We start from the raw sequence: 25,791 nt of genomic DNA, 5'->3' as shown, positions 1-25,791 counted from the left end.
GGGGGCCAGCCCCCAAACCCCGGAGGTATTTTGAAAGCAAAGAAGGAGCGGACCGATGGCATGGGTTGATATCGGGGCGCTGGACGATGTGCCGGAGCGCGGCGCGCGGAAGATCAGGACGGCGTTGGGCTGTGTGGCGGTGTTTCGGACCGGCGCGCAGGAGGTCTTTGCGGCCTCGAATGCCTGTCCGCACAAGGGCGGGCCGTTGTCGGAGGGGATCGTGCATGGGCAATCGGTGACCTGTCCGCTGCACAATTGGGTGTTTGATCTGAACACCGGGCAGGCGCGCGGCGAAGAGGGACGCATCGCGACCTATCCGGTGCGCGTGGAGGCGGGGCGGATCCTGATCGACGGGGCGGCGTTGGTTGCGCGGAGTGCGGCGTGATGGACGGGACCGCGCCCGCGCCTGAAGTGCGCTCGACCTGTCCGTATTGCGGGGTCGGCTGCGGGGTGTTGCTGCGCCCCGATGGCGCGGGCGGATTGGCTGTGCGCGGCGATCCGGCGCATCCCGCGAACCACGGACGGCTCTGCTCCAAGGGCACCGCGTTGGGCGAGACGGTGGGATTCGGCCACCGGCTGCGCGCGCCGATGGTGGCGGGGCAGGAGGCCGGTTGGGACGCGGCGTTGCAATTGGTGGCGGATCGGTTCCGCGAGGTGATCGAGACGGACGGGCCGGATGCGACGGCGTTCTACGTGTCGGGGCAATTGTTGAGCGAGGATTACTACGTCGCCAACAAGTTGATGAAAGGGTTCATCGGTTCGGCCAATATCGACACCAATTCACGGCTTTGCATGGCGTCGAGTGTTGCGGGCCACAGGCGCGCGTTTGGCACCGATACGGTGCCGGGGACGTATGATGATCTCGACGCGGCGGATTTGGTGGTGCTGGTGGGCTCGAACCTCGCGTGGTGTCATCCGGTGCTTTACCAGCGGGTGCGTGCGTCGGGGGCGAAGATCGTTGTGATCGACCCGCGGCGCACGGCCTCATGTGAGGGGGCCGAGATGCATCTGGCGCTGGCGCCGGGGGCGGATGTGGCGCTGTTCAACCGGCTGCTGGTGGCGATTGCGCAGGCCCGCGCGCTGGACGCGGGATATCTTGCACGCACCGAGGGCTTTGACGCGGCGCTGCACGCGGCGATGGGGGACATGGGCGATACCGGCCTGAGCGACGCGGAGATCGACGCGTTTTGCAAGCTGTGGATCGGGACCGAGAAGGTCGTCACCATCTACAGCCAGGGGGTGAACCAATCGACCAGCGGGTCGGACAAGGTCAACGCGATCCTCAACTGTCACCTCGCCACCGGCCGCATCGGCAAGCCCGGCATGGGGCCGTTCAGCGTCACCGGCCAACCCAACGCGATGGGCGGGCGCGAGGTCGGTGGGCTGGCCAATATGCTGGGCTGTCACCTCGATCTGGAAAACGCGAGCCATCGCGGCGCGGTGCAGGCGTTCTGGCAATCGCCCGCGATGCCCGAGGCCCCGGGCCTGAAGGCCGTCGACATGTTCCGCGCCGTGGGCCGGGGCGAGATCAAGGCGTTGTGGATCATCCACACCAACCCCGCCGTGTCCATGCCCGAAGCGGATGCGGTGCGCGCCGCCATCGCGGGCTGCGAGTTCGTCGTGGTGAGCGATGTGACGGGGGCCACGGACACCGCGCGGCTGGCCGATGTGCTCTTGCCCGCGACGGCCTGGGCCGAGAAGGAGGGCACCGTCACCAATTCCGACCGCACCATCAGCCGCCAACGCGCGGTTCTTGCTGCGCCCGGCACCGCGCGGCCCGATTGGGCGATCCTGGCCGAGGTCGGACGGCGCATGGGCTGGCGCGCGGCGTTCGATTACACCGGCGCGGCGGAGATTTTCAACGAATACGCGACCCTTTCTGGCGTCGCGGCGGAGTTCGGGCGCGATTTCGATATCTCGGGGCTCGCGGGGCTGAGCCAGGCGGATTACGACGCGATGGCGCCCACACGCTGGCCGGTTTCCGCGACGCAGCCGGGGGGCCGAACCGGGGGGCGGTTCTTTGCGGATGGGCAGTTTTACCATGCTGACGGCAAGGCGCGGCTGCTGCCGGTGACGGGCAAGGGGCCGGTGGCACGGCTCAGCGCGCGCTATCCGTTCCGGCTCAACACCGGGCGGGTGCGCGATCAGTGGCACACGATGACGCGCACGGGCCTGAGCCCGCGATTGTCGGGCCATCTGGCCGAGCCGTATCTGGATATCCACCCCGACGACGCCGCAGAGCTTGGCCTTGCGCGCGCCGATCTGGCCGAGGTGACAAGCGCCCATGGCCGCGCGATCCTGCGCGTGCGGCTGTCCCAAGACGTCACGCGCGGGCAGCTGTTCGCGCCGATGCACTGGACCGGCGAGACCGCACCCACGGGGCGCATTGATGCGCTGGTGGCGGGGGTGGTCGATCCGGTCTCGGGCCAGCCCGAAAGCAAGGCGGCGGTGGTCTCGGTCAAGCGAATGGCGGCGGCATGGTACGGATTTGCGGTCTCGGACCGCGCGCTGAGGCCCGATTGCGCGTATTGGGCGGTGGCGCGCACGGCGACGGGGCAGCGCGCGGAACTTGCCGGATATGAAAGCCCGCAGGATTGGGAGGCGTCCGCGCGCGCGATGTTCGACCTGCCCGCCGCCGATGTGACCGAGATCAGCGATACATCCAGGGGCACCGCGCGCATCGCGCTTGCGCAGGACGGACGCCTGCGCGCCGCTTTGTTCATCTCGCCCGAGCCGGTGGCGGTGATGCGCGACTACCTCGCGACGCTGCCCGGCACGCAAAGCGCCACGGTCCTGACCGGGCGGGTTCCGGCGGATGTGCCGGATGCGGGCGCGGTGATCTGCGCGTGCTTTGGCGTCGGGATCAACACGATCCTGACGGCCATCGAACGCGGCGAGGTGACAAGTGTCGAGGCCATCGGTGCCGCCCTTCAGGCGGGAACCAATTGCGGGTCGTGCAAGCCGGAATTGGCGGCACTTCTGGCGCGGGTCGCGCAGCCGGAGGCGGCCCAATGAGCCTTGCGCCCCATGTGGCCACGCTTGGGCGCGGGCCGGGGCGGTCGCGGTCGCTGAGCCGGGACGAAGCGGCAGACGCGATGGCGGGGATGCTGTCGGGCGATGCCGCGCCGGAAGCCATCGGCGCGGTGTTGATGTTGTTGCGGATGAAGGGCGAGACGGCGGATGAAATCGCCGGGTTCGCGCAGGCCGCGCAGGCCGCGGTCCCGGACCTGCCACGGGCCGATCTGGATTGGCCAAGCTATGCGGCGGGGCGCACGCGGGGCTTGCCGTGGTTTCTATTGGCGGCGCGTCTGGTGGCGCAGGCCGGGCACCGGGTGGTGCTGCATGGCTGGAACGGCTCGGACGCGTCGGTGCGCGCGCACCTGAGCGCTGCGGGGATTGCTGTGGCGCGCGACGGGGCGGGGGCAGAGCGCGCGTTGGAGGCCAGCGGTCTGGTGTATCTGCCGTTGGAAGACCTGCACCCACGCCTCTTCGATCTGCTGGCGTTGCGGCCGGTGTTGGGTTTGCGGTCGTGCATCAACACGGTCGCGCGGATGCTGAACCCGTCGCGGGCGGGCGCGAGCGTGCAAGGCGTGTTCCACCCCTCCTACCGTCTGGTGCAGGCCGACGCGGCGGGGCTTTTGTGCTGGCGCGCGCTGAGCGTGATCAAGGGCGGCGGCGGCGAGTTCGAGCGGCACCCGGCCAAGCGCATCGCGGGCTTCGGCCTGCGCGCGGGCGCCCCATGGGAGGCCACACATGACGCGCTTTGCACCGACACGCGGCGCCTGGCCGAGACGGAGGCCGGCGTTGATCTCGCGGGCCTCTGGTCGGGGGTTGTGCGCGATGACTTCGCGCAGGCCATCGTGATCGGCACGGCGGCTCTGGCGCTGGACACACTTGGCGCACGCGACGCGCTGGAACAGGCCAAGGCGCTGTGGCGCGACCGTGGCCCCCTCAAGGAGCATGCAGCATGAAAAGCTTTCCGATGTTTTTCCGCACCACGGGGCGGCGGGTTGTCCTTGCGGGCGGGGGCGAGCAGGCGGCGCAAAAGGCGCGCCTGATCCTCAAGACCGACGCCGAGATCGTGCTGGCCGCGCCGGAGCTGGACGCGGAACTGGCCGCCTTGGTGGCCGAGGGGCGCGCGGCGCATCACGCGGGCCCGCTCGATGCGGGCCTGTTCAAGGGGGCTGCGATGGCGTTCATCGCGACGGGCTGTCCGGGATGGGACGCGGCGCTGCACGGGTTGGCGCAGGCGGCGCGGGTGCCGGTGAATGTGGTGGACAGACCCGACCTGTGCGACATCATCACGCCGTCGATCGTGGACCGCGATCCGGTGGTTGTGGCGATCGGCACCGAAGGCACGGCCCCGGTTCTGGGCCGCGAGATCAAGACCCGGATCGAACGGATGTTGCCCGCCAATATCGGCGGGTTGGCCGCATTGGCGGGGCGGTTGCGGCCCGTGGTGGCCGAGCGGGTGCCGCGCGCGGGGCGGCGGGCGTTCTGGGCGTGGGTGTTCAAGGGCGCACCAAGGGACGGATGGACGCGCGGTGCAGAACGCGACGCGGCGCGGCAGATCAAGGCGGCGATTGCGGCGGGCGGCGCGCCGGATACCGCGACGGAGGGGTCCATCGCGCTGGTCGGTGCGGGGCCGGGGGCACGCGATCTTCTGACGATGCGCGCGGTTGAGCGGCTGCAGGAGGCCGATGTGATTTACTACGACCGGTTGGTCGATCCGGACGTGTTGGAGCTGGCGCGGCGCGATGCGGAACGGGTGTTCGTGGGCAAACACGTGGGCGCGCATGCCTGGCCGCAGGCGCAGATCAACGCGGTGATCGTGGCCGAGGCACGCAAGGGCCGCCGCGTCGTGCGGTTGAAATCCGGCGATCCGGGCATTTTCGGGCGCGCGGGCGAAGAGATCGACGCGGCGCGCGCGGCGGGCGTGGCGGTCGAGATCGTGCCGGGCGTCACGGCGGCCTCTGCCGCCGGGGCCGCGATGGGCGAAAGCCTGACGATGCGGGGGCACTCCGACACGCTGATCCTGGCCACCGGAACCGGCTGCGCGCAGGCCCCCTTGCCGGACTGCGCGCGGTTCGCGGGGCCGGGGACCACGACGGCGATCTACATGGGCGTGCGGCAGGCCGGGCGGATCAGTGCCGCGTTTCGCGCGCGTGGCCTGCCGGGAACGGCGGAGGTCACGGTCTGCGTGGATGCGTCGAAACCCACGGAGCGGCGCTTTGCCACGACGCTCGACGGGTTGCCGGGGCAGCTGGCGGCGGCGGAGGTCACGGGTTCGGCCATCCTGCTGTTCCGCTGGCCCACAGAGGTGGCGGCTGCGGCGGCGATGACGCCGCCGCCCGCGTTGCAGGCGGGGTAGGGGGCACGCGCCCGCCTCTAGAGGGCCTGCAACCGCTCCAGAAAGCTCCGCCCCCACCACGCGATGTCGCGTTCCATCACACCGGGCAGCATATCGGTAAAGCGGCTCAGCCGTTCCTCGGCGGACATGGTGATCGCGCGGGCCAGCGCATCGGCGATGTCCTGAGGATCATACGGGTTGACGATCAGCGCGCCGTCGAGCTGTTCGGCGGCGCCGGCAAACCGCGACAGGATCAGAACGCCGGGATTTTCGGGATCCTGTGCCGCCACATATTCCTTGGCCACCAGGTTCATCCCATCGGCCAGAGGCGTCACCAGCGCGATATCGGCGCGCCGGTACAGCCCGGCAATCACATCACGCGGAAAGTTTTTCCGCACGTAGCGGATCGGGGTCCAGTCCAGCTCCGCATGGGTGCCATTCACCGAACCGGCCATCTGATCCAGATGGGCCCGGATCTCGCCATAGGCAGAGATGTTTTCGCGGCTCGCCGGGGCAATCTGAAGATAGGTCGGCCGCCGCGCCCGATGCGCGGGGTGATCCAGCAGCCGTCCGAAGGCCTCCACCCGCTGCACGAGACCCTTGGAATAGTCCAGCCGGTCCACGCCAAGGATGATTTTCTGCCCCGACCCCAGCGTGCGCAGCGCCTCCGCGTATCCTTCGGACGCGGCCTCTTGCATGGCGGCGGTGTCGATCCCGATGGGGAAATTCGCCACCGCAAAGCGCCGGTCGTGCCATGCCAGCTCCCCGCCCTGCGGCAGCATCTCGACCTCGCCGCTGCGGCGCAGGAAATCGAGGCAATTGGCCACGTCGCGCTGCGCCTGCAGGCCGACCAGATCGAAGGCCGCGAGCCAGCCGGGCAATTTCTCGACCTGCGGGATCACGTCGAGATCGCCGGTGGAGGGAAACGGGATGTGCAGGAAGAAGCCGATCCGGTTCTGCACCCCGCGCGCGCGCAATTCCGCGGCCAGCGGCAGAAAATGATAATCCTGGACCCAGATCAGATCATCGGGCGCAAGCTCTGCGGCCAGTAGACCGGCCAGCCGCGCATTGACCTCGCGGTAGGCATCGAACCAGCCCGCCGAACTGGTGAACAGATCACGGCGCGAGTGGAAGATCGGCCACAGGACCGCGTTCGCATAGCCCAGGTAATAGCCCTCATATTCCGCCTCGCTCAGCGCAAAGGTCGCCCGTTTGTAGCGCCCATCCGCCATCGGGGTCAGCCGGTCGGTCGGGCCATCGCCGGGATCTGCCGTGCCGACCCAAAGCCCGCCCGCACGGTTCAGCATCTCGTGGATCGCAAAGACCAGCCCCCCGGCCGGGGCCTCGTCGGTCGGGATGCGGTTGGAGATGACGATCAGTCGGCTCATGGGGCGGCTCCTGTGACGCCCGGCTGTCCGATCCAGAGCTCCAGATGGGACAGAAGATCGGCGGGCCGCGCGACATGCAGACCGGCGTAGGGCGGCGGGTTGGCCCCGATCCATAGCCCATCGCCGCCCACGGAGCGACAATATTCCATCGCCGGCTGATCGGTCAGGTCATCACCCGCGAACAGCGGCGTGGTGCCCTGAAACGGGGCGGCGTCCATCATCCGCTCGACCGCGCCGCGCTTCGACGCGCTCTGCGGGCGCAATTCCACCACGCAATGCCCGTGCTGAAGGGTGAAATCCGGTGCATCGGCGGCCAGCGTCCGGGCCAGCGTGTTGGCCTCCTCCTCGGCCTCGGGGTGGGTGCGGAAATGCAGCGCGATGCCGGTTGGCTTTTCCTCGATCATCAGACGCGCGCTCGCTCCGGCCCGGGCGCGCGCGGCCAGCGCCTGAGCGGTCCGGCGCCAATCGTCACGCGTATGACGCTGGCCATCGGCATCGACATGCTCCGCCCCGTGACCGCCGACATGCAACAGGCCCGCGACCGGCAGGAAGTGCCGCAGATCGTCGACTGAACGGCCCGACACCATCGCCACACGCCCATCGAGCGCCACCAGAGCGTCCTCCAGAAACCGGGTCACGCGGGCGCTGACCTCGACCAGATCGGGGCGCGGGGCGATATCGACCAGCGTGCCGTCGAAGTCGAGAAACAGGCTGGCGCCGTGCCTGGGCGGCAGCGGGCGGGCGGGTGAAACATCGGCTGTCATCGTCAGAAATCCCTTCGGGGGCGCGCAGGTTGTGCCCTGTGCCTGCCACGCGGCGCGCGGTTTGAAAACCGGTGTTCGGGTCGCGCATGCACAACGCCACGCGCGCTCTCGTATGTCGCGCGCCCTCGAATGTCGCGCGGCCACGCGCGCTCTCGTATGTCGCGCGGGTTTCGGCGATAAGGCCCGCGACGGCGCACCGGCGGGTGCGGCCCCATTGGAGATCACAGATGAAGACCATCGCCCTTGTCGCCCATGACCAGAAAAAGGACGCGCTGATCGCCTGGGCCCGGACCCACGAGGCGCAGCTGGCTCCGCACCGCCTGTTCGCGACGGGCACCACGGGCGGGCGGCTCAAGGCCGAGACCGGGCTCGCCATCACGCCGCTGAAATCCGGGCCCCTGGGCGGCGATGCGCAGCTCGGTGCGATGATCGCGGAAGAGGATCTCGATGCGCTGATCTTCTTCGTCGATCCGTTGTCGGCGATGCCCCATGACGTGGACGTCAAATCCTTGATCCGGTTGGCCATTCTCTACGATACCTTGATGGCCGTGAACGAGGCGACGGCCACCGGGATTGTCCGTTGCCTGGCGGATTGACGCCGCGCAAGTGACGGTTTTGTAACGGTTTTGCGAAGATCCGTCATATGGGTGTCACCGACTCATCCCATAGCCAGCCCCGCACGCCTGGGGTAGGTTCGCTTCATTTCGTTTGCGTTCGCGCAAGCGCCGTGTAGTGTCTGCGTCACGCGACACGCCGAGGGGGGCGCGGACCGCATTCCCCGTAACACAACGACATGACCTGCCCGGACCAACGGCAGGCGGTCGCGGAACAGCAGCCAGTTGTGGCTGCGCAGGAAAATGGGAGAGACGAATGACCCTCAAGACCACCCTTTCGCTTGGCCTTGCGGCCGGTCTTCTGACCGGAGCCGCCGCGCAAGCGCAGACCGAGATCGAGTTCTGGCACGCCATGGGCGGCCAGCTTGGCGAAACGGTCAACCAGATGGCCGAAAACTTCAACGCAAGCCAGGATGACTACGTCCTGACGCCCGTCTTCAAGGGCACCTATGAGGAAACGCTGACCTCCGCCATCGCCGCGTTCCGCGCGGGCGAGCAGCCCAACATCGTGCAGGTCTTCGACGCCGGTGCCGCCACCGTGATCGGCGCGCAGGGGGCGACCATCCCGGTGGAGCAGCTTCTGGCCGACAACGGCGTGGAGTTCGACCGCGAGGATTACATCTCGGGCGTGCGCAACTTCTACGCCGATGCCGACGGGCAGATGATCGGCATGCCGTTCAACTCCTCCACGCCGATCATGTATTACAACGCGGATGCGCTGGAAGCGGCCGGTGTGGAAGCGCCCGCCACATGGGAAGAATTTGCCGAAACCACCGCGCCCGCGCTGCTCGAGGCGGGCTATATCCCGCTGGCGCAATCGCACCTGCCGTGGATCTTCACCGAGAACTTCTTCTCGCGCCACAACCTGCAATTCGCCTCCAACGACAACGGTTATACCGGCGTCGACACCGAGATCATGGTCAATCACCCCGCCATCCGCGCGCATTTCGAAGCGCTTGTGGAATGGCAGGACGCGGGCTATTTCGAATGGTACGGCACCGGTTGGGGCGACAACCAGGATCCGTTTGAAGCCGGCGAAGTCGCCATGTGGCTCGGCTCCTCGGGCTCCTTCGGCGGGATCGCGGATCGTGTGGATTTCAACTTCTCCGCCGCGATGTTGCCCTATTGGGAGGCCGTGACGACCGAGCCCACGCAAACCTTCATCGGTGGCGCGGCGCTTTTCGCGATGTCCGGCTTCGAGGGTGAGGAAAACGAGGCCACCGCGGCCTTCTTCGATTACCTCGCCTCCACCGACAACCAGGTCTTCTGGCACGTCGAAACCGGCTATGTTCCGATCACCACCGCCGCCTATGAGGCCACGGCAGAGACCGGTCACTACGACACGTTCCCCGCCGCCGAGGTGGGTGTTCAGCAGCTGCAGCTGCCCGCCGGTGAATTCACCCGTGGCTACCGCATGGGCTTCTACGTCCAGATCCGTGACGTGATGAACCGCGAATACGGTCGCATCCTGACCGGTGAAGTGGGTGTCGACGAAGCCTTCGAGACCATCGAGGCGGAAGCCAACGAGCTTCTGGCCCGCTTCGCGCAGACGCAGGGCTAACGCCACCGCACTTGAGCAAACACCGCACTGGCCGGGGCCTCTGACCCCCGGCCAGTTGCCACCCAAAAAGACGACACGACCAATCGACTGACTAGACTGACCAGACCTCAGGGGGCTGCATCCGTGAAACGCGCCGCATTCGGGCACATCGGCTTTCCGCTGTTGCTGCTACTGCCGCAGCTGGTGATCATCGCCATCTTCTTCTACTGGCCTGCGGGCTATGCGCTGCAATCGTCGTTCTACCTTGAAGATCCGTTCGGCTTCGGCTCGACCTTTGTGGGCGCAGAGAATTACACCCGCCTCGCCACCTCCTCGAATTATATGGACGCGGCTTGGTTTACGCTGATCTTCACAGGCCTTGTCACGTTTTTCGCCCTTGCGATCGCGCTTTTGCTGGCGGTCAAGGCGGACAAGGTGATCCGTGGGGCCAAGACCTACCGCACGCTTTTGATGTGGGTCTACGCCATCGCGCCGCCCGTCGCGGGGCTGATCGGGGTGATGCTGTTTGACCAATCGCGCGGCAACATCACCCAGTTTCTGGGCATGATGGGCATCGAATACCGCCTCGGCGTGAATTACTGGGACACCGCGTTTGCGATGATTTCCGTGTCGATCTGGAAGCAGATCCCGGTCAATTTCATCTTCTTTCTGTCCGGCCTTCAGGCGATCCCGCAATCCGTGCGCGAGGCCGCGATGATCGACAACCGGTCGGGCACGTCGCGGTTTTGGGACATCACGTTTCCGCTGCTGGCGCCCACCGGCTTCTTCCTTCTGATCATCAACATCACCTATTCGCTGTTCGACACGTTCGGCATCATCGACACGATCGTGAAGGGCGAGCCCGGCAACAACCCGATGACCCTTGTCTACCGCGTGTTCGTCGACGGCTTCCGCGGGCAGGACCTTGGCGGATCCTCGGCGCAATCGGTCGTGCTCATGGTGCTTGTCCTGATCCTGACCATCGTGCAGTTCCGGTTCCTGGAACGCCGGATCCACTATACGTGAGGGGGCGTTGAACCATGGCTGATATCACCGATACCCGCGTCGCCGCCGCCCCGCTGGCCACCCGCCGCAAGCGCATCCGCTGGGACCATGTGGGCGACCACGCGATCCTGATCGCCGGCGCGCTTTTGATGCTCGTGCCCGTCTGGATGGTCTTCGCGACCTCCTCCTGGGACGAAATCACCATCCACCGCAACGGCATGCAATTCGGCTTCGGCGACCAGATGGGCACCAATTACAACGCGGCGCTGTTCGAATATGGCGGCTTCACCGATAGCGTGAACGGCATGACCATGCTGGCCAATTCCATGATCCTCGGCCTGGGCTTTGCCATCGGCAAGATCATCGTCGGGATGATGGCCGCCTATGCCATCGTCTACTTCCGCCTGCGCTTTGCCACACTGGCGTTCTGGATGATCTTCACCACGCTCCTGCTGCCGCTCGAAGTGCGCATCCTGCCATCCTACGAGGTGATCTCCTGGATGAACCTCGGCAACACCTACACCGGCCTCATCGTGCCGCTCATCGCCTCGGCCACCGCCACCTTCTTCTTCCGGCAGTTCTTCCGCTCGATCCCCGAAGAACTGATCGAAGCCGCCCGCATCGACGGCGCGGGGCCGGTGAAATTCTTCATCGACATCCTCGTGCCGCTGTCCAAGACCATGATCGCGGCGATGTTCATCATCATGTTCGTCTTCGGCTGGAATCAATACCTCTGGCCCACCCTCATCACCACCGACGAGTCCCTCTTCACCCTCGTGCGCGGCATCCGGCAAATCGTGCAATCCTACGCCGACGGCTCCGAGACACCGGACTACGGGCAGGCCGCCGCCCTCGCCATCATCGCGATGACCCCACCGGTCCTCATCGTCGTCTTCTTCCAGAGCTGGTTCGTGAAGGGCCTCACGGAATCCGATAAGTAGAGAGAACCATTCAAATGGCACAAGTCACCCTTAACCAGGTCCGCAAGGTCTATCCCAACGGCGCCGAAGCGCTGGAGGCCTCGACCTTCACCATCCCCGACGGCGAGCTTTGCGTGCTTGTCGGCCCCTCGGGCTGCGGCAAATCCACGATGTTGCGCATGGTCGCGGGGCTTGAGGACATCACCGAAGGCGAGGTCTCCATCGGCGACCGCGTCGTCAACGACATCGACCCCGCCGACCGCAACATCGCCATGGTGTTCCAGAATTACGCGCTTTACCCCCACATGAGTGTGGCGCGCAACATGGGCTACGGCCTGAAGAACCGCGGCATGGACAGGGGCCAGATCGCCGCCAAGGTGCGTGAAGCGGCCGAGATGCTCAACCTCACCGAATTCCTCGACCGCAGGCCAAGCCAACTGTCGGGCGGCCAGCGCCAGCGCGTCGCCATGGGCCGCGCCATCGTGCGCGAGCCGGACCTGTTCCTGTTCGACGAGCCGCTCTCGAACCTTGACGCGAAGCTGCGCAACCAAATGCGGATTGAGATCCGCGCCCTCCAACGCCGCCTCGGCACAACCGCCATGTACGTGACCCACGATCAGGTCGAAGCCATGACCATGGCCGACCGCATCATCGTGCTCAGCAACGGCCATATCGAACAGATCGGGACGCCCAACGAGATCTATGAACACCCCGCCTCCACCTTCGTGGCGTCGTTCATGGGCGCGCCGCCGATGAACCTTCTGACAGCCGAAGCGGGGCAGGGGCGCGTGACGCTGCCGGGTGGCGATGTCGTCCCGCAAGCGGGCGTCAACGGCCACACCGGTCCGGTGCAGGTCGGCATCCGCCCCGAAGACATCATCCCGTCTCCGCAGGGCGAGCTGACCCTCAATGTTGATATTATAGAAGAACTGGGCGCGCAGCGTTTGCTCCACGGCCAAATGGCCGGACAGGCGTTCTCCGTCGCCGTGCCGAAGGATCAGGAGGCCGTAACCGGCGAGATGCGCCTCGCGCTCAAGCCCGGCGCGGTGCACCTGTTCGACGCGGATCAGGGGCGGCGTTTGGGGTGAAGGGGGGCGCGGGCGCCCACCGAGGCCCGGCAGGCGACTTTGCACGCCAAAGTCTGCCGAGAGGGTAGGGTGCCCGCGAGCCGCACCAGACCCGCCATTCGCGCATTCCCCAAAGCGGGTTAACAGCGGGCTGCAGGCCCGCCCCGCTATCGACGGGCCGTCCGGCGGCCTGTCGATTTGTCTGATCTTGGTGCTTCGAATGAGCAGAGGACGGTTTTGGCTGGCATAAAGTGATCCGAATTTCCGTCAGATCGACAGACCCCGGCCCGCCGAGAGAATGGTTCCGCCGCTGTTAACCCGTTTTGGGGAAGGCATATCTGTCTGCGCGTGTTGTAACATGACAGCATATGGCCAGTCGAAAACAAATTACGCACGAGCCTATTAGGTGCCGCGCTTCAATCGTAAAGCAATCCAACATTCCCAGACACGTACAAAGTCAGTACCGGCTCCGTCCGGCGATCTGGGTTGGGGTTCTGAAAGAGCCTCTGTATTTGTTGGCCAACGTACGAAGTCACCGGCACACTTCGAAAAACTTCAATCGAGTGCAGTACTCCCGGCCTCGAAAAGTTAGCAGACATTCGGTAGTCGCCTGCAGTTGAGGAACCGGGGCCGACATATTGTTCGATAATCGGCGATACCACTCTGTTGGGCTCTATGCGCTCTCGATACCAATCCGCTGATCTAGCCGATATGAATTCTGACATGTCACCACTTTGGCAACGCGCAATGCCATCTTGGCTTTCAAGCTGGCGAAACTCGGCAAAAGAATATTCACCAGGCACATCTTGCCACCGCAACACTAAACTAGCTTCCGAAGCGAGAAGACAGGGATCGACGATTGACTGAGCCAATTGCTCCTCAAGCCTGTCGAGGCTTGATGTGTTCCCTGGAAGCCACTCGAGAACAATGTGAGTTTCTAGTTCGTGATCAAACGTCGAGATGAACTGCTCGATACTTGTTCCTTCAATGTTTAGGCCGAATACGATTTGCGGATCACTCGAGTTACATCCCAACAGAAGGATGATTGGAGATATGCGGCAAAGTCGGCATACAAATTTGAGCATTAAGTAGAAACTCGATAGAGAAGCGTTGGAAATGGCGCCATAATTCCCTGCACTATGGCACGCCATACTCCCCCAAACCACCGCACAAAGGCCCCCCCATGACGCTCGCTCACCGCCCCTGGGTCCCGACCCCCTCGGAAACGCTTGTCCAAACCATCGCCGCCCGCACCACCAAAGCCGCCAGCGCCGACATTGCCGCGCGGATCGAAGCGCTCGGCACCGAAAACAAGCGCGTCCATGAGGCGCGGTGTTTCAACCTCAACCCCGCCACCAACGTCATGAACCCGGCCGCCGAGGCGCTTCTCGCCAACGGCATGGGCTCGCGCCCCTCGCTCGGCTACCCCGGCGACAAATACGAAATGGGTCTTGAGGCCATTGAAGAGGTCGAGGTGATCGCCGCCGAATTGGCCGCGGAGGTCTTTAACGCCTGCTTCGCCGAGATCCGCGTGGCTTCCGGCGCGATGGCCAATCTCTATGCCTTCATGGCGACGTGCAAACCCGGCGACACGATCCTTGTGCCGCCCGCCGCAATCGGCGGCCACGTGACCCATCACATGGCGGGCTGCGCGGGTCTTTTCGGCCTCAAAATTCATGAATATCCGGTAAACAAGAATCGGTATTCTGTGGATATTCAAGGGCTTAAGGAAATGTGCACGCGTGCACAGCCCGCCCTGATCACGCTTGGCGGCTCCCTCAACCTGACGCCTCATCCCGTGGCGGAGGTCCGCGAGATCGCCGATGAGGTCGGCGCCAAGGTCCTCATGGACGCCGCCCATCAATGCGGCCTGTTTGCGGGCAAAGCCTGGCCCGATCCACTGTCTCAAGGCGCCCATCTGATGACGATGAGCACCTACAAGAGCCTCGGCGGCCCCGCGGGCGGCCTTATCGTGACCAACGAGCCCGAGATCGCGGAACGGCTGGATTCCATCGCCTTCCCCGGCATGACCGCGAATTTCGACGCCTCCAAATCCGCAGCCCTGGCGCGCACGCTGCTGGACTGGCGCGAGCACGGCCAAGCCTATGCCGCCAAGATGATCGAGGTCGCCCAATCCCTCGCCGACGCGCTGAAATCCGAAGGCGTGCCTGTCTTCGAGACGGCCCATGGCCCCACCCAAAGCCATCAATTCGCCGTGCTGGCCCACGATTTCGGAGGCGGGCAGGCGGCGTCCAAACACCTCTATAAAGCGGGCCTGATCGCCTGCGGTATTGGCGTGCCCGCAGCCGAGGTGCCCGGCGACATGAACGCGATCCGCTTCGGCACGCCGGAACTGGTCCGCTGGGGCGTCGGGCAGGGGCCGGATGATGCCGCCCATTTGGCGTCCCTGATCGCGCGCGCCCTGCGCAGCGACGCGCCGGAGGGTTTGGCCCAGGAGGTCGCGGACATGCGGGCCCGGTTCCAGAGCCTGCATTACATCACCTGATCCGAAAAACGCGCAGTTGAAAATCATTCGCAACTTCTTGACTTCTTGCGAATGCCTCGCATATTCAGCTGTGACGGCGCATTTCCCTGGAGCATTGCCTATGAAACGCACACTTGCAGCCCTGAGCCTGTCCACTGCGATCCTACCTGCCGCCGCGCTGGCGCAGGAGCAGCTTTCCGTGGTCGCAACCACTGGCATGATCGCCGATGCCGCGCGCGTCGTGGGCGGGGATCTGGTCGATGTTCAGGCCCTGATGGGGCCGGGTGTTGACCCACATGCCTATCGTCAGACCCGCTCGGACATCGTGGCGACGGCGCGCGCCGACGTTGTGTTATGGCACGGTCTGTACCTTGAAGCGCAAATGGAAGACTTCCTGCAGGAGCTGTCCGAGACGAATACGGTCGTGGCCGTAGCCGAAGCGCTTGATCCCGACACGCTCATTGGGTCGGAGGATTACGCGGATCAATTCGATCCCCATGTCTGGATGGACCCGGATCTTTGGGCGGGCGTCGTTCAGCAGGTAAGTGTGACGCTGAGCGAAGTGCATCCCGATGCTGCGGATCAATTCGCCGCCAACGCGAGCGCCTATGCCGATCAGATCGCTGCGCTGGCCAGCTATTCCGAACAGGTGTTAATGACGGTGCCGGAAGAGGCGCGGGTGCTGGTCACGGCCCATGACGCGTTCAATTATTTCGGCGCGGCCTACGGGTTCGACGTGGTCGGCATTCAGGGCATCTCGACGGAATCCGAGGCGGGTTTGCAACGCATCGGCGCGCTTGTCGATCTGCTGGTGGAGCGTGACATCGGCGCGGTCTTTGTCGAAAGCTCGGTCTCGGATCGCAACATTCGCGCGCTGATCGAGGGGGCTGCCGCTCAAGGCCATGAGGTGATCATCGGGGGCGAATTGTTCTCGGACGCGATGGGGCCGGACGGCAGCTATGAGGGCACGTGGATCGGCATGATCGACCATAACGTCACCACCATTGCCCGCGCTTTGGGCGGCGAGGTGCCCGAAGCGGGCATGCAGGGCGCGCTGGCGTTGAATTGATATGACAATGACCGAGCTGACCGTCTTGCAATCCGCCGACCCGCTTGATCCCGCCAGCCCGCTGGCGGTGCGCGGGCTGACGGTCAGCTACGGGCAAAAACCGGCCCTGTTCTCGCTGGATGCAACATTCCCGGCGGGCGCTATGTCGGCCATCGTCGGGCCGAATGGAGCGGGCAAATCCACCTTCCTCAAGGCGGCACTCGGCCTGATCCCGAAAGTGTCGGGCGATGTCGCGGTCTTTGGCCGCGATGTGGATCGCGTGCGCGACCGGATCGCCTATGTGCCGCAGCGCGCCAGTGTGGATTGGGATTTCCCGACCACTGCGCTCGACGTGGTCCTGATGGGCCTTTACGGAAGCGTGGGGCTGTGGCGGCGCATCACCGGCGCGCACAAGGCGCAGGCCCGGGCCTGTCTGGAGCGGGTCGGGATGGCGGATTTCGCCGACCGGCAGATCGGGCAATTGTCCGGTGGTCAGCAACAGCGCGTGTTTCTTGCGCGTGCGCTGGCGCAGGAGGCGGATCTGTTCTTGCTGGACGAGCCGTTTGCCGGTGTCGACGCGGCGACGGAGGCGGCGATCATCGGGGTGCTCAAGGCGCTGAAGGCGGAGGGGCGCAGCGTGATTGCAGTGCACCATGACCTGAGCACGGTCAGCGAATATTTCGACCATGTCATGTTGGTGAACCTGCGCCGCATCGCCGAAGGGCCGGTTGCAACGACCTTCACCGCCGAAACCCTGGCGGAGGCCTATGGCGGGCGTCTTGGCGCGATGCAGATCGACGCGCTTGCCCTGCAAGGTGCGTGATGGGTGGATTTTTCGACGCGCTGTTCCTGCAATCGGGCTATAACGCGGCGCTGGTGACGCTTGGCGCGACGCTGTTGGGCTTTGCGGCCGGGGCGGGGGGAAGCTTCCTGTTTCTCCGCAAACGCGCGCTGGTCTCGGACGCGGTGGCCCACGCGACGCTGCCGGGTGTGGGCCTGGCTTTCATCGTCATGGTGGCTTTGGGCGGCGATGGCCGCTCGCTTGTGGGATTGCTTGCCGGGTCGGCCATCTCGGCCTTTCTGGGATTGTTGGCCGTGGAATGGATAGTGCGCCGGACACGGCTGTCGGAGGACGCGGCCATCGGTGCGGTCCTGTCGGTGTTTTTCGGCGCGGGCGTGGTGCTTTTGACGGTGATCCAGGGCATGTCGCGCGGGCGTCAGGCGGGGCTGGAGGATTTCCTTTTGGGATCAACCGCCGGGATGTTGATGCAGGATGCGCTGCTGATTGCCGGGGGTGGGGTCGCGGTTGTCTGCGCGATCTGGCTGCTGCGGCGGCCGATGACACTGGTGGCGTTCGATCCGGCATTTGCGGCGGCGCGCGGTGTCGACGTGCGCCGTATCGATCTGGCGATGATGGGCGTTGTTCTGGCCGTGACGGTGATCGGGCTCAAGCTCGTGGGTCTGATCCTGATCGTGGCGTTGCTGATCATTCCGCCGGTGACCGCGCGGTTCTGGTCCGAGCGGGCCGAGACGGTGGTTTGGGTGGCGGGCTGCATCGGCGGTCTGTCGGGTTGGATCGGCGCGGCCGTGTCGGCCTCTGCGCCTGCGTTGCCGACCGGGCCGATCATCGTGCTGGTCGCGACAGTGGCATTTGCGGCGTCGCTTCTGTTTTCGCCCGCCCGCGGCGTGGCGGCGGCGGTAATGGCGCGGCGCGCGTTTCAGGCGCGGGTGCACCGGCGGCAAGGCCTGCTGGCGCTGGCCCGCAACGAGCCGATCCATGACCCCCTGACGATCCGGATCCTGACCGCCGAGGGACTTCTGCGCCCCGACGGCGTCGCGACACAGGCGGGCCATGCGGCCTGTCAAAGGGTGGCGCGGGATGAGCGCCGCTGGTCCGCCGCGCGGCGGCTGCACAAGGACACCGCACTGACCGGGCGCTATGACGGGCTGACGCCGATCGAAGAGGTGTTCACCGGCGATGAGATCGCGTGGATCGACCGCCATGTGGTGACCGAGGGGGCCGCTTGATGGGCGGAGGTGTGTCGCATGGGCAGTGAATTCGTACAATTCTCGCTGACGCCGATCCTGATCGGGATTTTTGCCTCCGTCGCCTGCGCGCTGCCGGGCAATTTCCTGATCCTGCGGCGGCAGGCGCTGATCGGCGACGCAATCAGCCATGTGGTTTTGCCGGGCATCGTGGTGGCCTTCCTCTTGACCGGTACGGTGGCGACGGGGCCGATGATGCTGGGGGCGGGCGGGGCCGCATTGCTGGCGGTTCTGCTGATCGAGGCGGTGCGCCGTTTGGGCAAGATAGAGCCGGGTGCCGCGATGGGCGTGGTCTTCACCTCGCTCTTCGCGGGCGGGGTCTTGTTGTTGGAGCAATCCGACACGTCCAGCGTTCACCTCGATGTCGAGCACGCATTGATGGGCAATCTGGAGCAATTGATCTGGCTGCGGGCGGACGGCTGGGGCTCGCTTCTGGATCCTGTCGCGCTGTCGCACCTGCCGCCGGAATTGCCGCGTATGGCCGTCGCGGCGCTGATCATCGCGATCCTGACGCTGGTGTTCTGGCGACCGCTGAAACTGGCGAGCTTCGACGAAGGCTTTGCGCGCGCCATGGGTGTGCGGGTGAACCTGATCAGCCTGGGACTGGTGACGGCAGCGGCGCTTGCGGCGGTGGCGGCGTTTGATGCGGTGGGCTCGATCATCGTGATCGCGATGTTCATCTGCCCGCCGGCTGCCGCGCGTTTGATGACAAACCGCCTGGGCGCGCAGGTCGGGTGGAGCGTTGTGTTTGCGACGCTCTCGGCCATCATCGGCTACGTGCTGGCGGGCTACGGGCCGCTTTGGATCGGCGCGGACAGCTCGGTCTCGGCGGCCGGGATGGTTGCGGCGATCTCGGGCGTGATCCTCGCGCTGGCCTGCGTGTTCGGCCCGGCGCGGCAGCGTGTGGGCGTCGCCGTGGGCGGCTAGGCCGCACCGGACGAGCGGGCAGGTTTTTCCCGCTTGCCACAGAGCCGCGTCAGGCTAGGCTGCCGCCCATGAGCCGTGATCCCCACAACCCGGAAGATGATGGTGCGCGCATGTCGTTTGACGGCGCGATGAGCTACGGCGACTACCTCGCGCTTGACCCGATCCTCGGCGCGGCGCAGCCCAAGAGCGCGGCCCATGACGAGATGCTGTTCATCATCCAGCATCAGACCTCGGAGCTTTGGATGCGGCTGGCGCTGCATGAGTTGAACGCGGCGCGCGATGCGCTCATGTCCGACGATTTTGCGCCCGTGTTCAAGATGCTGACCCGCGTGGCGCGCATCTTCGAGCAATTGAACGGCGCGTGGGATGTTCTGCGCACGATGACGCCGTCGGAATACACCGCGTTTCGCGAAGATCTGGGCGAAAGCAGCGGGTTTCAATCGCATCAATATCGGTTGATCGAATACATACTGGGTAACCGCAACACGGCCATGATGCGGGTCCATGAACATCGCCCGGCCCTGCATGCGATGTTGGCCGCTGAACTGACGCGGCCGTCGCTTTATGCGGTTGCGATCGCCAAGCTGGACCCGGCCCTGCCGCAGCCCGCGCTGGACGCGCCGCACCGGGCCGTCAAGGAGATCGAAGACGCATGGGCCCGGGTCTACCGCGACCCCAAGGCGCAATGGGCGCTGTATGAGCTGGCTGAAAAGCTGGTCGATCTGGAAGATTATTTCCGCCGCTGGCGCTTTAACCACGTCACCACCGTTGAGCGGATCATCGGTTTCAAACGGGGCACGGGCGGCACGTCCGGTGTGCAATATCTGCGCCGGATGCTTGAGGTCGAGCTGTTCCCGGAACTCTGGAATGTAAGGGGGCAGCTATGAGTTGGCCGAAACACGTCTCGCAGGTCGCGCTGCCTATGAAGGACCGCTTCGAACTTCCGGAGGGGGTGATTTACCTTGATGGAAACTCTCTGGGACCGCTGCCCAAGGGCGTGACCGCGCGGGTCGCGGAGATGATGGCGGATGAATGGGGCGGCCAGTTGATCAAGGGCTGGAACGCTTGCGGTTGGATGGCGCAGCCGGGCCGCGTCGGCGATCAGGTGGGCCGGATCATCGGCGCGCCAAAGGGCAGCGTCGTGATGGGTGATACCCTGTCATTGAAGGTGTATCAGGCGCTGTCGGCGGCGTTGCAGATGCGGCCTGAGCGTAAGGTGATCCTGTCTGACAGCGGCAATTTTCCGACCGATCTGTATATGGCCGACGGGTTGGTGCGGCATCTGGATCAGGGCCATGAATTGCGCGTCGTGGCCCCCGAAGATGTCACGGCGGCGATGTCCGACGATATCGCCGCCGTGATGCTCACGCAGGTCGATTACCGCACGGGTCGGATGCATGACATGCGTGCGATTACCGAAAAAGCCCAGGCGGCAGGCGCGGTGATGATCTGGGATCTGGCACATTCCGCGGGCGCGGTGCCGGTGGATCTGAGCGGGTCAAACGCGGAATTTGCGGTGGGATGCACCTACAAGTACCTCAACGGTGGGCCCGGCGCACCGGCGTTCATCTACGTGCGCCCCGATCTGGCCGATGAGATCGACCCGGCGCTGGCGGGATGGTTGGGCCATGAAGCACCATTTGCCTTTGACCTCGAGTACCGACCTGCGCCGGGGATCGAGCGGATGCGCGTGGGCACGCCGCCGGTCTTGCAGATGGCCGCCTTGGAAGAGGCGATGGCGATCTGGGACGCGGTCGATATGGCGGAGTTGCGCGCCGCGTCCTTGCACTTGTCCGAGCTGTTCATCGCGGAAGTCGAGGCCGCATGCCCCGACCTGACGCTGGCCAGTCCGCGCGACGGAGCACAGCGCGGCTCGCAGGTGTCGTTCCGTTTCGAGCATGGCTATGCGGCGATGCAGGCGTTGATCGCGCGCGGCGTGATCGGCGATTTCCGCGCGCCGGATATCATGCGCTTCGGTTTCACGCCGCTGTACCTGGACGAGGCGGATGTGCGTGCGGCGGTTGCGATCCTGGCCGAAATTCTGCGCGACCGGCTGTGGGATCGGCCCGAATACCTTGCTCGACAGCGCGTCACGTAAGAAAATACATATTGTATTTAGAATGCATTCGGGCCTAGCGTCGGCCGCATGACACACGATCCCCTTACGCCCAAGACCCGCAAGGCCGCGCTGACCGACCACCTGCGCGCGGGCATTCTCACATTGGAATACCATCCCGGCAGTGACCTTGATGAGGTGGCCCTGTGTGACCGTTTCGGATTGAGCCGGACGCCTGTGCGTGAGGTGTTCCGCGATCTCGACGGGATGGGGTATCTGGAGCTTCGCGAGAACAAGGGCGCGCGGGTCGCGGCCTTGTCGCACACGACGCTGCGCGATTTCTTTCTTGTCGCGCCGATGATCTATTCCGCCATTCTGCGGATGGCTGCGCGCAACGCCACTTCCGTTCAGATCGGCAAGCTGAAACAGGCACAAGAGGCCTTTACCGCTGCGCTGCGTCAAGGTTCCGGCGCGGAGCGCGCGCTGAGCAACAACGCGTTTCACGAGATCACCGGAGAGATGGCGCACAACGTTTATCTGGTGCCGTCCTTTCACCGCTTGCTGATCGATCATGCCCGCATCGGGATGACGTTTTACCAACCGCGAAACCGTCAAATGGCCGACAATCTCGCCGAAGCCTCCGCTCAACATGATGCGATCATCGCGGCGATTGAGGTAGGCGACGAGGAAGCCGCCGCAGCCTTGGCCGAGGCGCATTGGGCACTGAGCCGCAACGAGATTGAACGCTTCGTCCTGCCCGTCCCGCTGGATCTGGAGCTTGGCGAGGATCAGGTCGGTGGAGGGGCGTCATGACCCCACTGATCCGTTTTGACGGCATCTACACGCCGGTTGTCACGCCCTATGCCGCCAATGGCAGCGTCCATTGGGACCGACTGGCCGATGTGGTGGAATGGCTGGTCGAGACTGGGGTGAATGGCCTGATCTCGGGCGGCTCGACCGGCGAGAATTATGCGCAGACTGTCGCGGAGCGCATCGAAATCGCGAGATTTACCCGGGACCGTTTGGCGGGGCGCTTGCCGCTGGTGGTGGGCACTGGCGCGATGCTGACCAGCGACAGCCTTGCCCTTGCGGAAGCCGCCCGGGAGATGGGGGCAGACGCGATTCTTCTGGCCTCGCCGCCTTATGCCGTACCAACGGACCGCGAAAATGCGCTTAATGCGCTTGCAATCGACCGGGCCGCAAACCTGCCGGTGATGCTGTACAATTACCCCGGGCGCACCGGCACGCATATGGGCGAAGAGTTCCTCGACCGGGTCGGGCGGTCGCGCAATTTCTGCGGGATCAAGGAAAGTTCGGGCGATATCAACCGGGTGCACCTTTTGGCGCGCGACTATCCCCATATGCAACTGGGCTGCGGGATGGACGATCAGGCGTTGGAATTCTTCGCGTGGGGGGCTCCGTTTTGGGTGTGCGGCGGGTCGAATTTCCTGCCGCGCGAACATGTAGCGCTGTACAAGGCTTGCGTGGTGGAGGGCGATTTCACCAAGGGCCGCCGCATCATGTCGGCGCTTTTGCCGTTGATGCGGGTGTTGGAGCAGGGCGGGAAATTCGTGGCGACGATCAAATATGGCGTCACGATGCAGGGCATCGATTGCACCGATGTGCGCGCACCGCTCAAGTCGCTCAACAAAGACGACAAGCGGGCATTGGAGCAGGTCGTGAGCGTGGTCAGACGCACCGTGGCCGCGATCGAGGCGGAGGGCTAGGCGATGGATCTTTTGACCGCACAGGAATACCGGGCATTGGCCGCGGATCTCAGCCCCCCCACGGGGGCGTTTATCGACGGCGGGTTCCGGTCGGCGGCGTCCGCCAAGACGTTTGCCAGCGTGAACCCCGCGACGGGTGCAGTGGTGGCCGAGGTCGCCGCCTGCGGGCCGGAGGATGTGGATGTTGCCGTCGAAAAGGCGCGAGAGGCATTCGAGGATGGCCGCTGGTCACGCCTGCACCCAGCCGAGCGCAAGGACGTGCTGATCCGGCTGGTCAAACTGATGACGCGCAACGCGCGCGAGCTGGCCGTGATGGAGAGCGTCGACAGCGGCAAGACGATCTACGATTGCGAAACAGTGGACCTGCCCGAGGCGATCAACTGCATCAAGTGGCATGCTGAAGCCATTGACAAGATTTACGATTCCATCTCTCCGCCCTCGGATGATCACATCGCGATGGTGGTGCGCGAACCGGTCGGCGTGGTGGGTTTGGTCCTGCCGTGGAACTTCCCGCTTTTGATGATGGCGTGGAAGATTGGCCCGGCCTTGGCGTCGGGCTGTTCGGTGGTTTTGAAGCCCGCCGAGGAGACGCCGTTGACCGCGCTGCGGCTTGCGGAACTGGCGATGGAGGCGGGCGTGCCGCGTGGGGTGTTGAACGTGGTGCCGGGCGTTGGGCCGGAGGTCGGCGAACCGATTGGGCGGCATATGGATATCGACATGGTCTCGTTCACCGGATCGACTGAAACGGGAATGAAGTTCCTCTCCTATGCCGCTGAAAGCAATGCAAAAGAAGTGGTCCTGGAGATGGGCGGTAAGAACCCCGCCATCGTAATGGACGATGCCGAAAACCTCGACCGGGTCGCGGCGCATATCGTCAACGGGGCGTTTTGGAACATGGGGGAGAACTGCTCCGCCACGTCGCGGCTGATCGTGCATGAGGCCGTGAAGGCGCCGCTTCTGGATCGGATCACGGCCCATGCGCGGGAATGGCCGGTCGGCGATCCGTTAGACCCCGAGACGCGTATCGGGGCGCTCGTATCGACGGCGCATTTTGATAAGGTTGCCAGCTATTTGTCGGGCGATCTTCATGTTGTTTTCGGGGGCGAGGCCGAGGACGGTTTTGTGACGCCCACCTGTATCGAGACCGACGCCGACAGCGTGCAGGCCACCGAAGAGATTTTCGGACCCGTTCTGTCGGTCTTGACGGTTGGCAGCTTTGATCAAGCAATCACATTGGCCAACGCCACGCCCTATGGCCTGTGCGCGAGCCTGTTCACCGCAAACGCCAAACGCGCGATCCGGGGCGCGCGCGCGATCAAAGCAGGCACCGTGACGGTCAACAGCTTTGGCGAAGGCGACATCACCACCCCATTCGGCGGCTGGAAGCAATCGGGCTTCGGCGGGCGCGACAACGGCTGGCAGGCCCATGACCAATACACCCAGCTCAAGACGATCTGGATCGACCTGAGCGACGATGTGGACGAGGTTGTGGATTGACGCGATATCACGCCCGCCGCTTGCCACATCACCGCGGGGAAGCGGCCTGGGCCAGCATCCTCGGGCCAGGGCCAAGTTATCCCCGGCTGGAAGAGGACATCACCGCAGATGTCGTGATCGTCGGGGCCGGGTTTGCGGGGCTGTCGGCGGCGCGGCGGGTTGTGCAACTGCGCCCTGGGGCCCGCGTGGTCGTGTTGGAGGCGGGGGCCATCGCCGAGGCCGCGGCGGGGCGCAATTCGGGTTTCATGATCGATTTGCCCCATGAGCTGACGAGCCATGATTATGCGGGCGCGGGCGATGATCAGGCGCAGATTGCGATGAACCGCCATGCCATCGCGTTTGCCCGCGACGCGGTCGCGGAATATGCCATTGCGGCGGATTTTTTCGACCCGGCCGGCAAGGTCAACGGCGCGGTGAGCGCGGCGGCGGATGCGCAAAACCAAAGCTACGCCCGCCACCTTGATGCGTTGGGCGAGCCCTTTGAGACCCTCGACGCTCCTGCGATGGAGGAGATGACCGGAAGCCGCTACTACCGCTCGGGCCTGTACACGCCGGGCACGGTGATGTTGCAACCGGCGGGCTATGTGCGGGGCTTTGCGGCGGGGCTGTCGGGCAAGGCGGTGCTGCATGAGCATTCGCCCGTGCTCACCATCAAGCGCATGGGCCATGTCTGGCGCGTGCAGGTGCCCAAGGGCTGCGTTGCCGCGCCTGAGGTGATCCTTGCGACGAACGGGCATCTGGAAAGCTTCGGTCTTGCCCGGGGGCGGTTGATGCATGTGTTTCTTTACGCCGCGCTGAGCCCGGTTTTGCCCAAAGGCGCGTTGTCCGGCGCGCCGCGTTGGGGGATCACGCCGTCCGATCCGATGGGCACGTCCCTGCGCCGGATTGACGGGCCGCAGGGCGGTGACCGCATCCTGACGCGGACGGTGGCCAGCTTGCGCTCCGGGTTGCAGGTGTCGGAACGGGATCTGAGGCGCGCCACGGCGGTGCAGCAATCCAAGTTTGACGCGCGGTTCCCGGATTTCGCAGGCCTTGCGCCCGAGTACACCTGGGCCGGGCATTTGTGCCTGTCGCGCAACGGCGCGTCGGTCACGGGGCAGGTTGACGAGGGCCTGTACTCGGCTTGCGTGCAGAACGGCCTTGGCACGGTGCGCGGCACGTTGACCGGTATCGCCGCCGCGGAAATGGCTTGTGGTGTGGACACGGCGCTGACCCGGCATTTCGCGACGGAACGCACGCCGCCGCGCTTGCCGCCGCAACCGTTTCGCGATGCGGTGGGCAATGCCGTGATCCGGTGGAAAGAACGCCGCGCGGCGTTGGAGTAGCAGGCGCGCTGAGCGGCGTGACGGGGGACTTT

At 65.1% G+C, this 25,791-nt stretch carries 23 protein-coding genes; 20 read left to right on the top strand and 3 right to left on the bottom strand.

Going from position 1 to position 25,791, the window contains the following annotated elements:
- Nucleotides 1–55 precede the first annotated feature (55 nt).
- The 4 genes from nirD to cysG are packed head-to-tail and all read left to right on the top strand — an operon-like array spanning nucleotide 56 to nucleotide 5,371.
- A complete protein-coding gene (nirD, locus tag V8J83_RS04825) occupies nucleotides 56–385 on the top strand; it encodes a nitrite reductase small subunit NirD (RefSeq protein WP_339984020.1) in 330 nt (109 codons plus the stop codon).
- A complete protein-coding gene (locus tag V8J83_RS04820; RefSeq protein ID WP_339984018.1) occupies nucleotides 385–3,015 on the top strand; it encodes a molybdopterin-dependent oxidoreductase in 2,631 nt (876 codons plus the stop codon). Before nirD ends, V8J83_RS04820 begins: the two co-directional genes overlap by 1 nt.
- Nucleotides 3,012–3,971 carry a glycosyl transferase family protein gene (locus V8J83_RS04815; protein ID WP_339984016.1) on the top strand — a complete coding sequence of 320 codons (960 nt, stop codon included), beginning with the start codon at nucleotides 3,012–3,014 and terminating at the stop codon, nucleotides 3,969–3,971. Before V8J83_RS04820 ends, V8J83_RS04815 begins: the two co-directional genes overlap by 4 nt.
- Nucleotides 3,968–5,371 carry a siroheme synthase CysG gene (cysG, locus tag V8J83_RS04810; protein ID WP_339984014.1) on the top strand — a complete coding sequence of 468 codons (1,404 nt, stop codon included), beginning with the start codon at nucleotides 3,968–3,970 and terminating at the stop codon, nucleotides 5,369–5,371. The genes V8J83_RS04815 and cysG overlap by 4 nt, the downstream gene beginning before the upstream one ends.
- A gap of 17 nt (nucleotides 5,372–5,388) precedes the next feature.
- Here cysG and V8J83_RS04805 read toward each other — a convergent pair whose 3' ends face one another.
- Both V8J83_RS04805 and otsB read right to left on the bottom strand, forming a co-directional pair.
- Nucleotides 5,389–6,738: an alpha,alpha-trehalose-phosphate synthase (UDP-forming) gene (locus tag V8J83_RS04805; RefSeq protein ID WP_339984012.1), complete on the bottom strand. Its 1,350-nt coding sequence runs from the start codon at nucleotides 6,736–6,738 to the stop codon at nucleotides 5,389–5,391.
- Nucleotides 6,735–7,502, bottom strand: coding sequence for a trehalose-phosphatase (otsB, locus tag V8J83_RS04800; RefSeq protein ID WP_339984010.1), 768 nt, complete (start codon nucleotides 7,500–7,502; stop codon nucleotides 6,735–6,737). The genes V8J83_RS04805 and otsB overlap by 4 nt, the downstream gene beginning before the upstream one ends.
- A gap of 227 nt (nucleotides 7,503–7,729) precedes the next feature.
- Here otsB and V8J83_RS04795 point away from each other — a divergent pair, with 227 nt between their 5' ends.
- The 5 genes from V8J83_RS04795 to ugpC all read left to right on the top strand — a co-directional run bounded on the left by V8J83_RS04795 (nucleotide 7,730) and on the right by ugpC (nucleotide 12,669).
- Nucleotides 7,730–8,098 (top strand): methylglyoxal synthase, encoded by a 369-nt coding sequence (locus V8J83_RS04795; RefSeq protein ID WP_339984008.1) that lies wholly within the window; start codon nucleotides 7,730–7,732, stop codon nucleotides 8,096–8,098.
- Between the two features lie 274 nt (nucleotides 8,099–8,372).
- Nucleotides 8,373–9,677 (top strand): extracellular solute-binding protein, encoded by a 1,305-nt coding sequence (locus V8J83_RS04790; protein WP_339984006.1) that lies wholly within the window; start codon nucleotides 8,373–8,375, stop codon nucleotides 9,675–9,677.
- Between the two features lie 123 nt (nucleotides 9,678–9,800).
- On the top strand, nucleotides 9,801–10,682 hold the full coding sequence (locus V8J83_RS04785; RefSeq protein WP_339984004.1) for an ABC transporter permease subunit: 882 nt from the start codon (nucleotides 9,801–9,803) through the stop codon (nucleotides 10,680–10,682).
- A 14-nt stretch (nucleotides 10,683–10,696) separates the two neighbouring features.
- A complete protein-coding gene (locus tag V8J83_RS04780; protein WP_339984002.1) occupies nucleotides 10,697–11,602 on the top strand; it encodes an ABC transporter permease subunit in 906 nt (301 codons plus the stop codon).
- Nucleotides 11,603–11,616: 14 nt separating this feature from the next.
- Entirely contained in the window at nucleotides 11,617–12,669 is a 1,053-nt protein-coding gene (gene ugpC, locus V8J83_RS04775; RefSeq protein WP_339984000.1) for a sn-glycerol-3-phosphate ABC transporter ATP-binding protein UgpC, read from the top strand.
- Between the two features lie 395 nt (nucleotides 12,670–13,064).
- Here ugpC and V8J83_RS04770 read toward each other — a convergent pair whose 3' ends face one another.
- Nucleotides 13,065–13,733, bottom strand: coding sequence for a hypothetical protein (locus V8J83_RS04770; protein WP_339983999.1), 669 nt, complete (start codon nucleotides 13,731–13,733; stop codon nucleotides 13,065–13,067).
- A 98-nt stretch (nucleotides 13,734–13,831) separates the two neighbouring features.
- On the opposite strand from V8J83_RS04770, the gene glyA reads away from it, so the two are divergent.
- The 11 genes from glyA (at nucleotide 13,832) to V8J83_RS04715 (ending at nucleotide 25,759) form a co-directional block, all read left to right on the top strand.
- Nucleotides 13,832–15,154, top strand: coding sequence for a serine hydroxymethyltransferase (gene glyA / locus V8J83_RS04765; protein WP_339983997.1), 1,323 nt, complete (start codon nucleotides 13,832–13,834; stop codon nucleotides 15,152–15,154).
- A 100-nt stretch (nucleotides 15,155–15,254) separates the two neighbouring features.
- The gene (locus tag V8J83_RS04760) at nucleotides 15,255–16,202 is read left to right on the top strand and encodes a metal ABC transporter solute-binding protein, Zn/Mn family (RefSeq protein ID WP_339983995.1); all 948 of its coding nucleotides are present in this window, start codon (nucleotides 15,255–15,257) and stop codon (nucleotides 16,200–16,202) included.
- A gap of 7 nt (nucleotides 16,203–16,209) precedes the next feature.
- The gene (locus V8J83_RS04755) at nucleotides 16,210–17,004 is read left to right on the top strand and encodes a metal ABC transporter ATP-binding protein (protein WP_339983993.1); all 795 of its coding nucleotides are present in this window, start codon (nucleotides 16,210–16,212) and stop codon (nucleotides 17,002–17,004) included.
- A complete protein-coding gene (locus V8J83_RS04750; RefSeq protein ID WP_339983991.1) occupies nucleotides 17,004–18,209 on the top strand; it encodes a metal ABC transporter permease in 1,206 nt (401 codons plus the stop codon). Before V8J83_RS04755 ends, V8J83_RS04750 begins: the two co-directional genes overlap by 1 nt.
- 18 nt (nucleotides 18,210–18,227) lie before the next feature.
- Nucleotides 18,228–19,154 (top strand): metal ABC transporter permease, encoded by a 927-nt coding sequence (locus tag V8J83_RS04745; RefSeq protein ID WP_339983989.1) that lies wholly within the window; start codon nucleotides 18,228–18,230, stop codon nucleotides 19,152–19,154.
- A 68-nt stretch (nucleotides 19,155–19,222) separates the two neighbouring features.
- Nucleotides 19,223–20,041 carry a tryptophan 2,3-dioxygenase gene (locus tag V8J83_RS04740; RefSeq protein ID WP_339983987.1) on the top strand — a complete coding sequence of 273 codons (819 nt, stop codon included), beginning with the start codon at nucleotides 19,223–19,225 and terminating at the stop codon, nucleotides 20,039–20,041.
- Complete coding sequence (kynU, locus tag V8J83_RS04735) at nucleotides 20,038–21,252, top strand: kynureninase (RefSeq protein WP_339983985.1); 1,215 nt, start codon at nucleotides 20,038–20,040, stop codon at nucleotides 21,250–21,252. The genes V8J83_RS04740 and kynU overlap by 4 nt, the downstream gene beginning before the upstream one ends.
- A gap of 48 nt (nucleotides 21,253–21,300) precedes the next feature.
- Nucleotides 21,301–22,023, top strand: a complete 723-nt coding sequence (locus V8J83_RS04730; protein WP_339983983.1) for a GntR family transcriptional regulator — start codon at nucleotides 21,301–21,303, stop codon at nucleotides 22,021–22,023.
- Nucleotides 22,020–22,937: a dihydrodipicolinate synthase family protein gene (locus V8J83_RS04725; RefSeq protein WP_339983981.1), complete on the top strand. Its 918-nt coding sequence runs from the start codon at nucleotides 22,020–22,022 to the stop codon at nucleotides 22,935–22,937. The genes V8J83_RS04730 and V8J83_RS04725 overlap by 4 nt, the downstream gene beginning before the upstream one ends.
- Before the next feature lie 3 nt (nucleotides 22,938–22,940).
- Complete coding sequence (locus V8J83_RS04720) at nucleotides 22,941–24,434, top strand: aldehyde dehydrogenase (RefSeq protein ID WP_339983979.1); 1,494 nt, start codon at nucleotides 22,941–22,943, stop codon at nucleotides 24,432–24,434.
- 20 nt (nucleotides 24,435–24,454) lie between these two features.
- Nucleotides 24,455–25,759 (top strand): NAD(P)/FAD-dependent oxidoreductase, encoded by a 1,305-nt coding sequence (locus V8J83_RS04715; RefSeq protein WP_339983977.1) that lies wholly within the window; start codon nucleotides 24,455–24,457, stop codon nucleotides 25,757–25,759.
- Nucleotides 25,760–25,791: the final 32 nt, after the last annotated feature.

This window comes from Gymnodinialimonas ulvae (assembly GCF_037543845.1).
Taxonomy (GTDB): Bacteria; Pseudomonadota; Alphaproteobacteria; order Rhodobacterales; family Rhodobacteraceae; genus Gymnodinialimonas; species Gymnodinialimonas ulvae.
Note: the sequence above shows the minus strand (reverse complement) of the source record. Positions and strands in the feature narration are given on the sequence as shown.

Excerpts from the sequence above, each read along its gene's own strand:
- nirD (WP_339984020.1), top strand. The coding sequence starts at position 56 with ATGGCATGGGTTGATATCGGGGCGCTGGACGATGTGCCGGAGCGCGGC.
- V8J83_RS04820 (WP_339984018.1), top strand. The coding sequence starts at position 385 with ATGGACGGGACCGCGCCCGCGCCTGAAGTGCGCTCGACCTGTCCGTAT.
- V8J83_RS04815 (WP_339984016.1), top strand. The coding sequence starts at position 3,012 with ATGAGCCTTGCGCCCCATGTGGCCACGCTTGGGCGCGGGCCGGGGCGG.
- cysG (WP_339984014.1), top strand. The coding sequence starts at position 3,968 with ATGAAAAGCTTTCCGATGTTTTTCCGCACCACGGGGCGGCGGGTTGTC.
- V8J83_RS04805 (WP_339984012.1), bottom strand. The coding sequence starts at position 6,738 with ATGAGCCGACTGATCGTCATCTCCAACCGCATCCCGACCGACGAGGCC.
- otsB (WP_339984010.1), bottom strand. The coding sequence starts at position 7,502 with ATGACAGCCGATGTTTCACCCGCCCGCCCGCTGCCGCCCAGGCACGGC.
- V8J83_RS04795 (WP_339984008.1), top strand. The coding sequence starts at position 7,730 with ATGAAGACCATCGCCCTTGTCGCCCATGACCAGAAAAAGGACGCGCTG.
- V8J83_RS04790 (WP_339984006.1), top strand. The coding sequence starts at position 8,373 with ATGACCCTCAAGACCACCCTTTCGCTTGGCCTTGCGGCCGGTCTTCTG.
- V8J83_RS04780 (WP_339984002.1), top strand. The coding sequence starts at position 10,697 with ATGGCTGATATCACCGATACCCGCGTCGCCGCCGCCCCGCTGGCCACC.
- ugpC (WP_339984000.1), top strand. The coding sequence starts at position 11,617 with ATGGCACAAGTCACCCTTAACCAGGTCCGCAAGGTCTATCCCAACGGC.
- V8J83_RS04770 (WP_339983999.1), bottom strand. The coding sequence starts at position 13,733 with ATGCTCAAATTTGTATGCCGACTTTGCCGCATATCTCCAATCATCCTT.
- glyA (WP_339983997.1), top strand. The coding sequence starts at position 13,832 with ATGACGCTCGCTCACCGCCCCTGGGTCCCGACCCCCTCGGAAACGCTT.
- V8J83_RS04760 (WP_339983995.1), top strand. The coding sequence starts at position 15,255 with ATGAAACGCACACTTGCAGCCCTGAGCCTGTCCACTGCGATCCTACCT.
- V8J83_RS04755 (WP_339983993.1), top strand. The coding sequence starts at position 16,210 with ATGACCGAGCTGACCGTCTTGCAATCCGCCGACCCGCTTGATCCCGCC.
- V8J83_RS04750 (WP_339983991.1), top strand. The coding sequence starts at position 17,004 with ATGGGTGGATTTTTCGACGCGCTGTTCCTGCAATCGGGCTATAACGCG.
- V8J83_RS04745 (WP_339983989.1), top strand. The coding sequence starts at position 18,228 with ATGGGCAGTGAATTCGTACAATTCTCGCTGACGCCGATCCTGATCGGG.
- V8J83_RS04740 (WP_339983987.1), top strand. The coding sequence starts at position 19,223 with ATGAGCCGTGATCCCCACAACCCGGAAGATGATGGTGCGCGCATGTCG.
- kynU (WP_339983985.1), top strand. The coding sequence starts at position 20,038 with ATGAGTTGGCCGAAACACGTCTCGCAGGTCGCGCTGCCTATGAAGGAC.
- V8J83_RS04730 (WP_339983983.1), top strand. The coding sequence starts at position 21,301 with ATGACACACGATCCCCTTACGCCCAAGACCCGCAAGGCCGCGCTGACC.
- V8J83_RS04725 (WP_339983981.1), top strand. The coding sequence starts at position 22,020 with ATGACCCCACTGATCCGTTTTGACGGCATCTACACGCCGGTTGTCACG.
- V8J83_RS04720 (WP_339983979.1), top strand. The coding sequence starts at position 22,941 with ATGGATCTTTTGACCGCACAGGAATACCGGGCATTGGCCGCGGATCTC.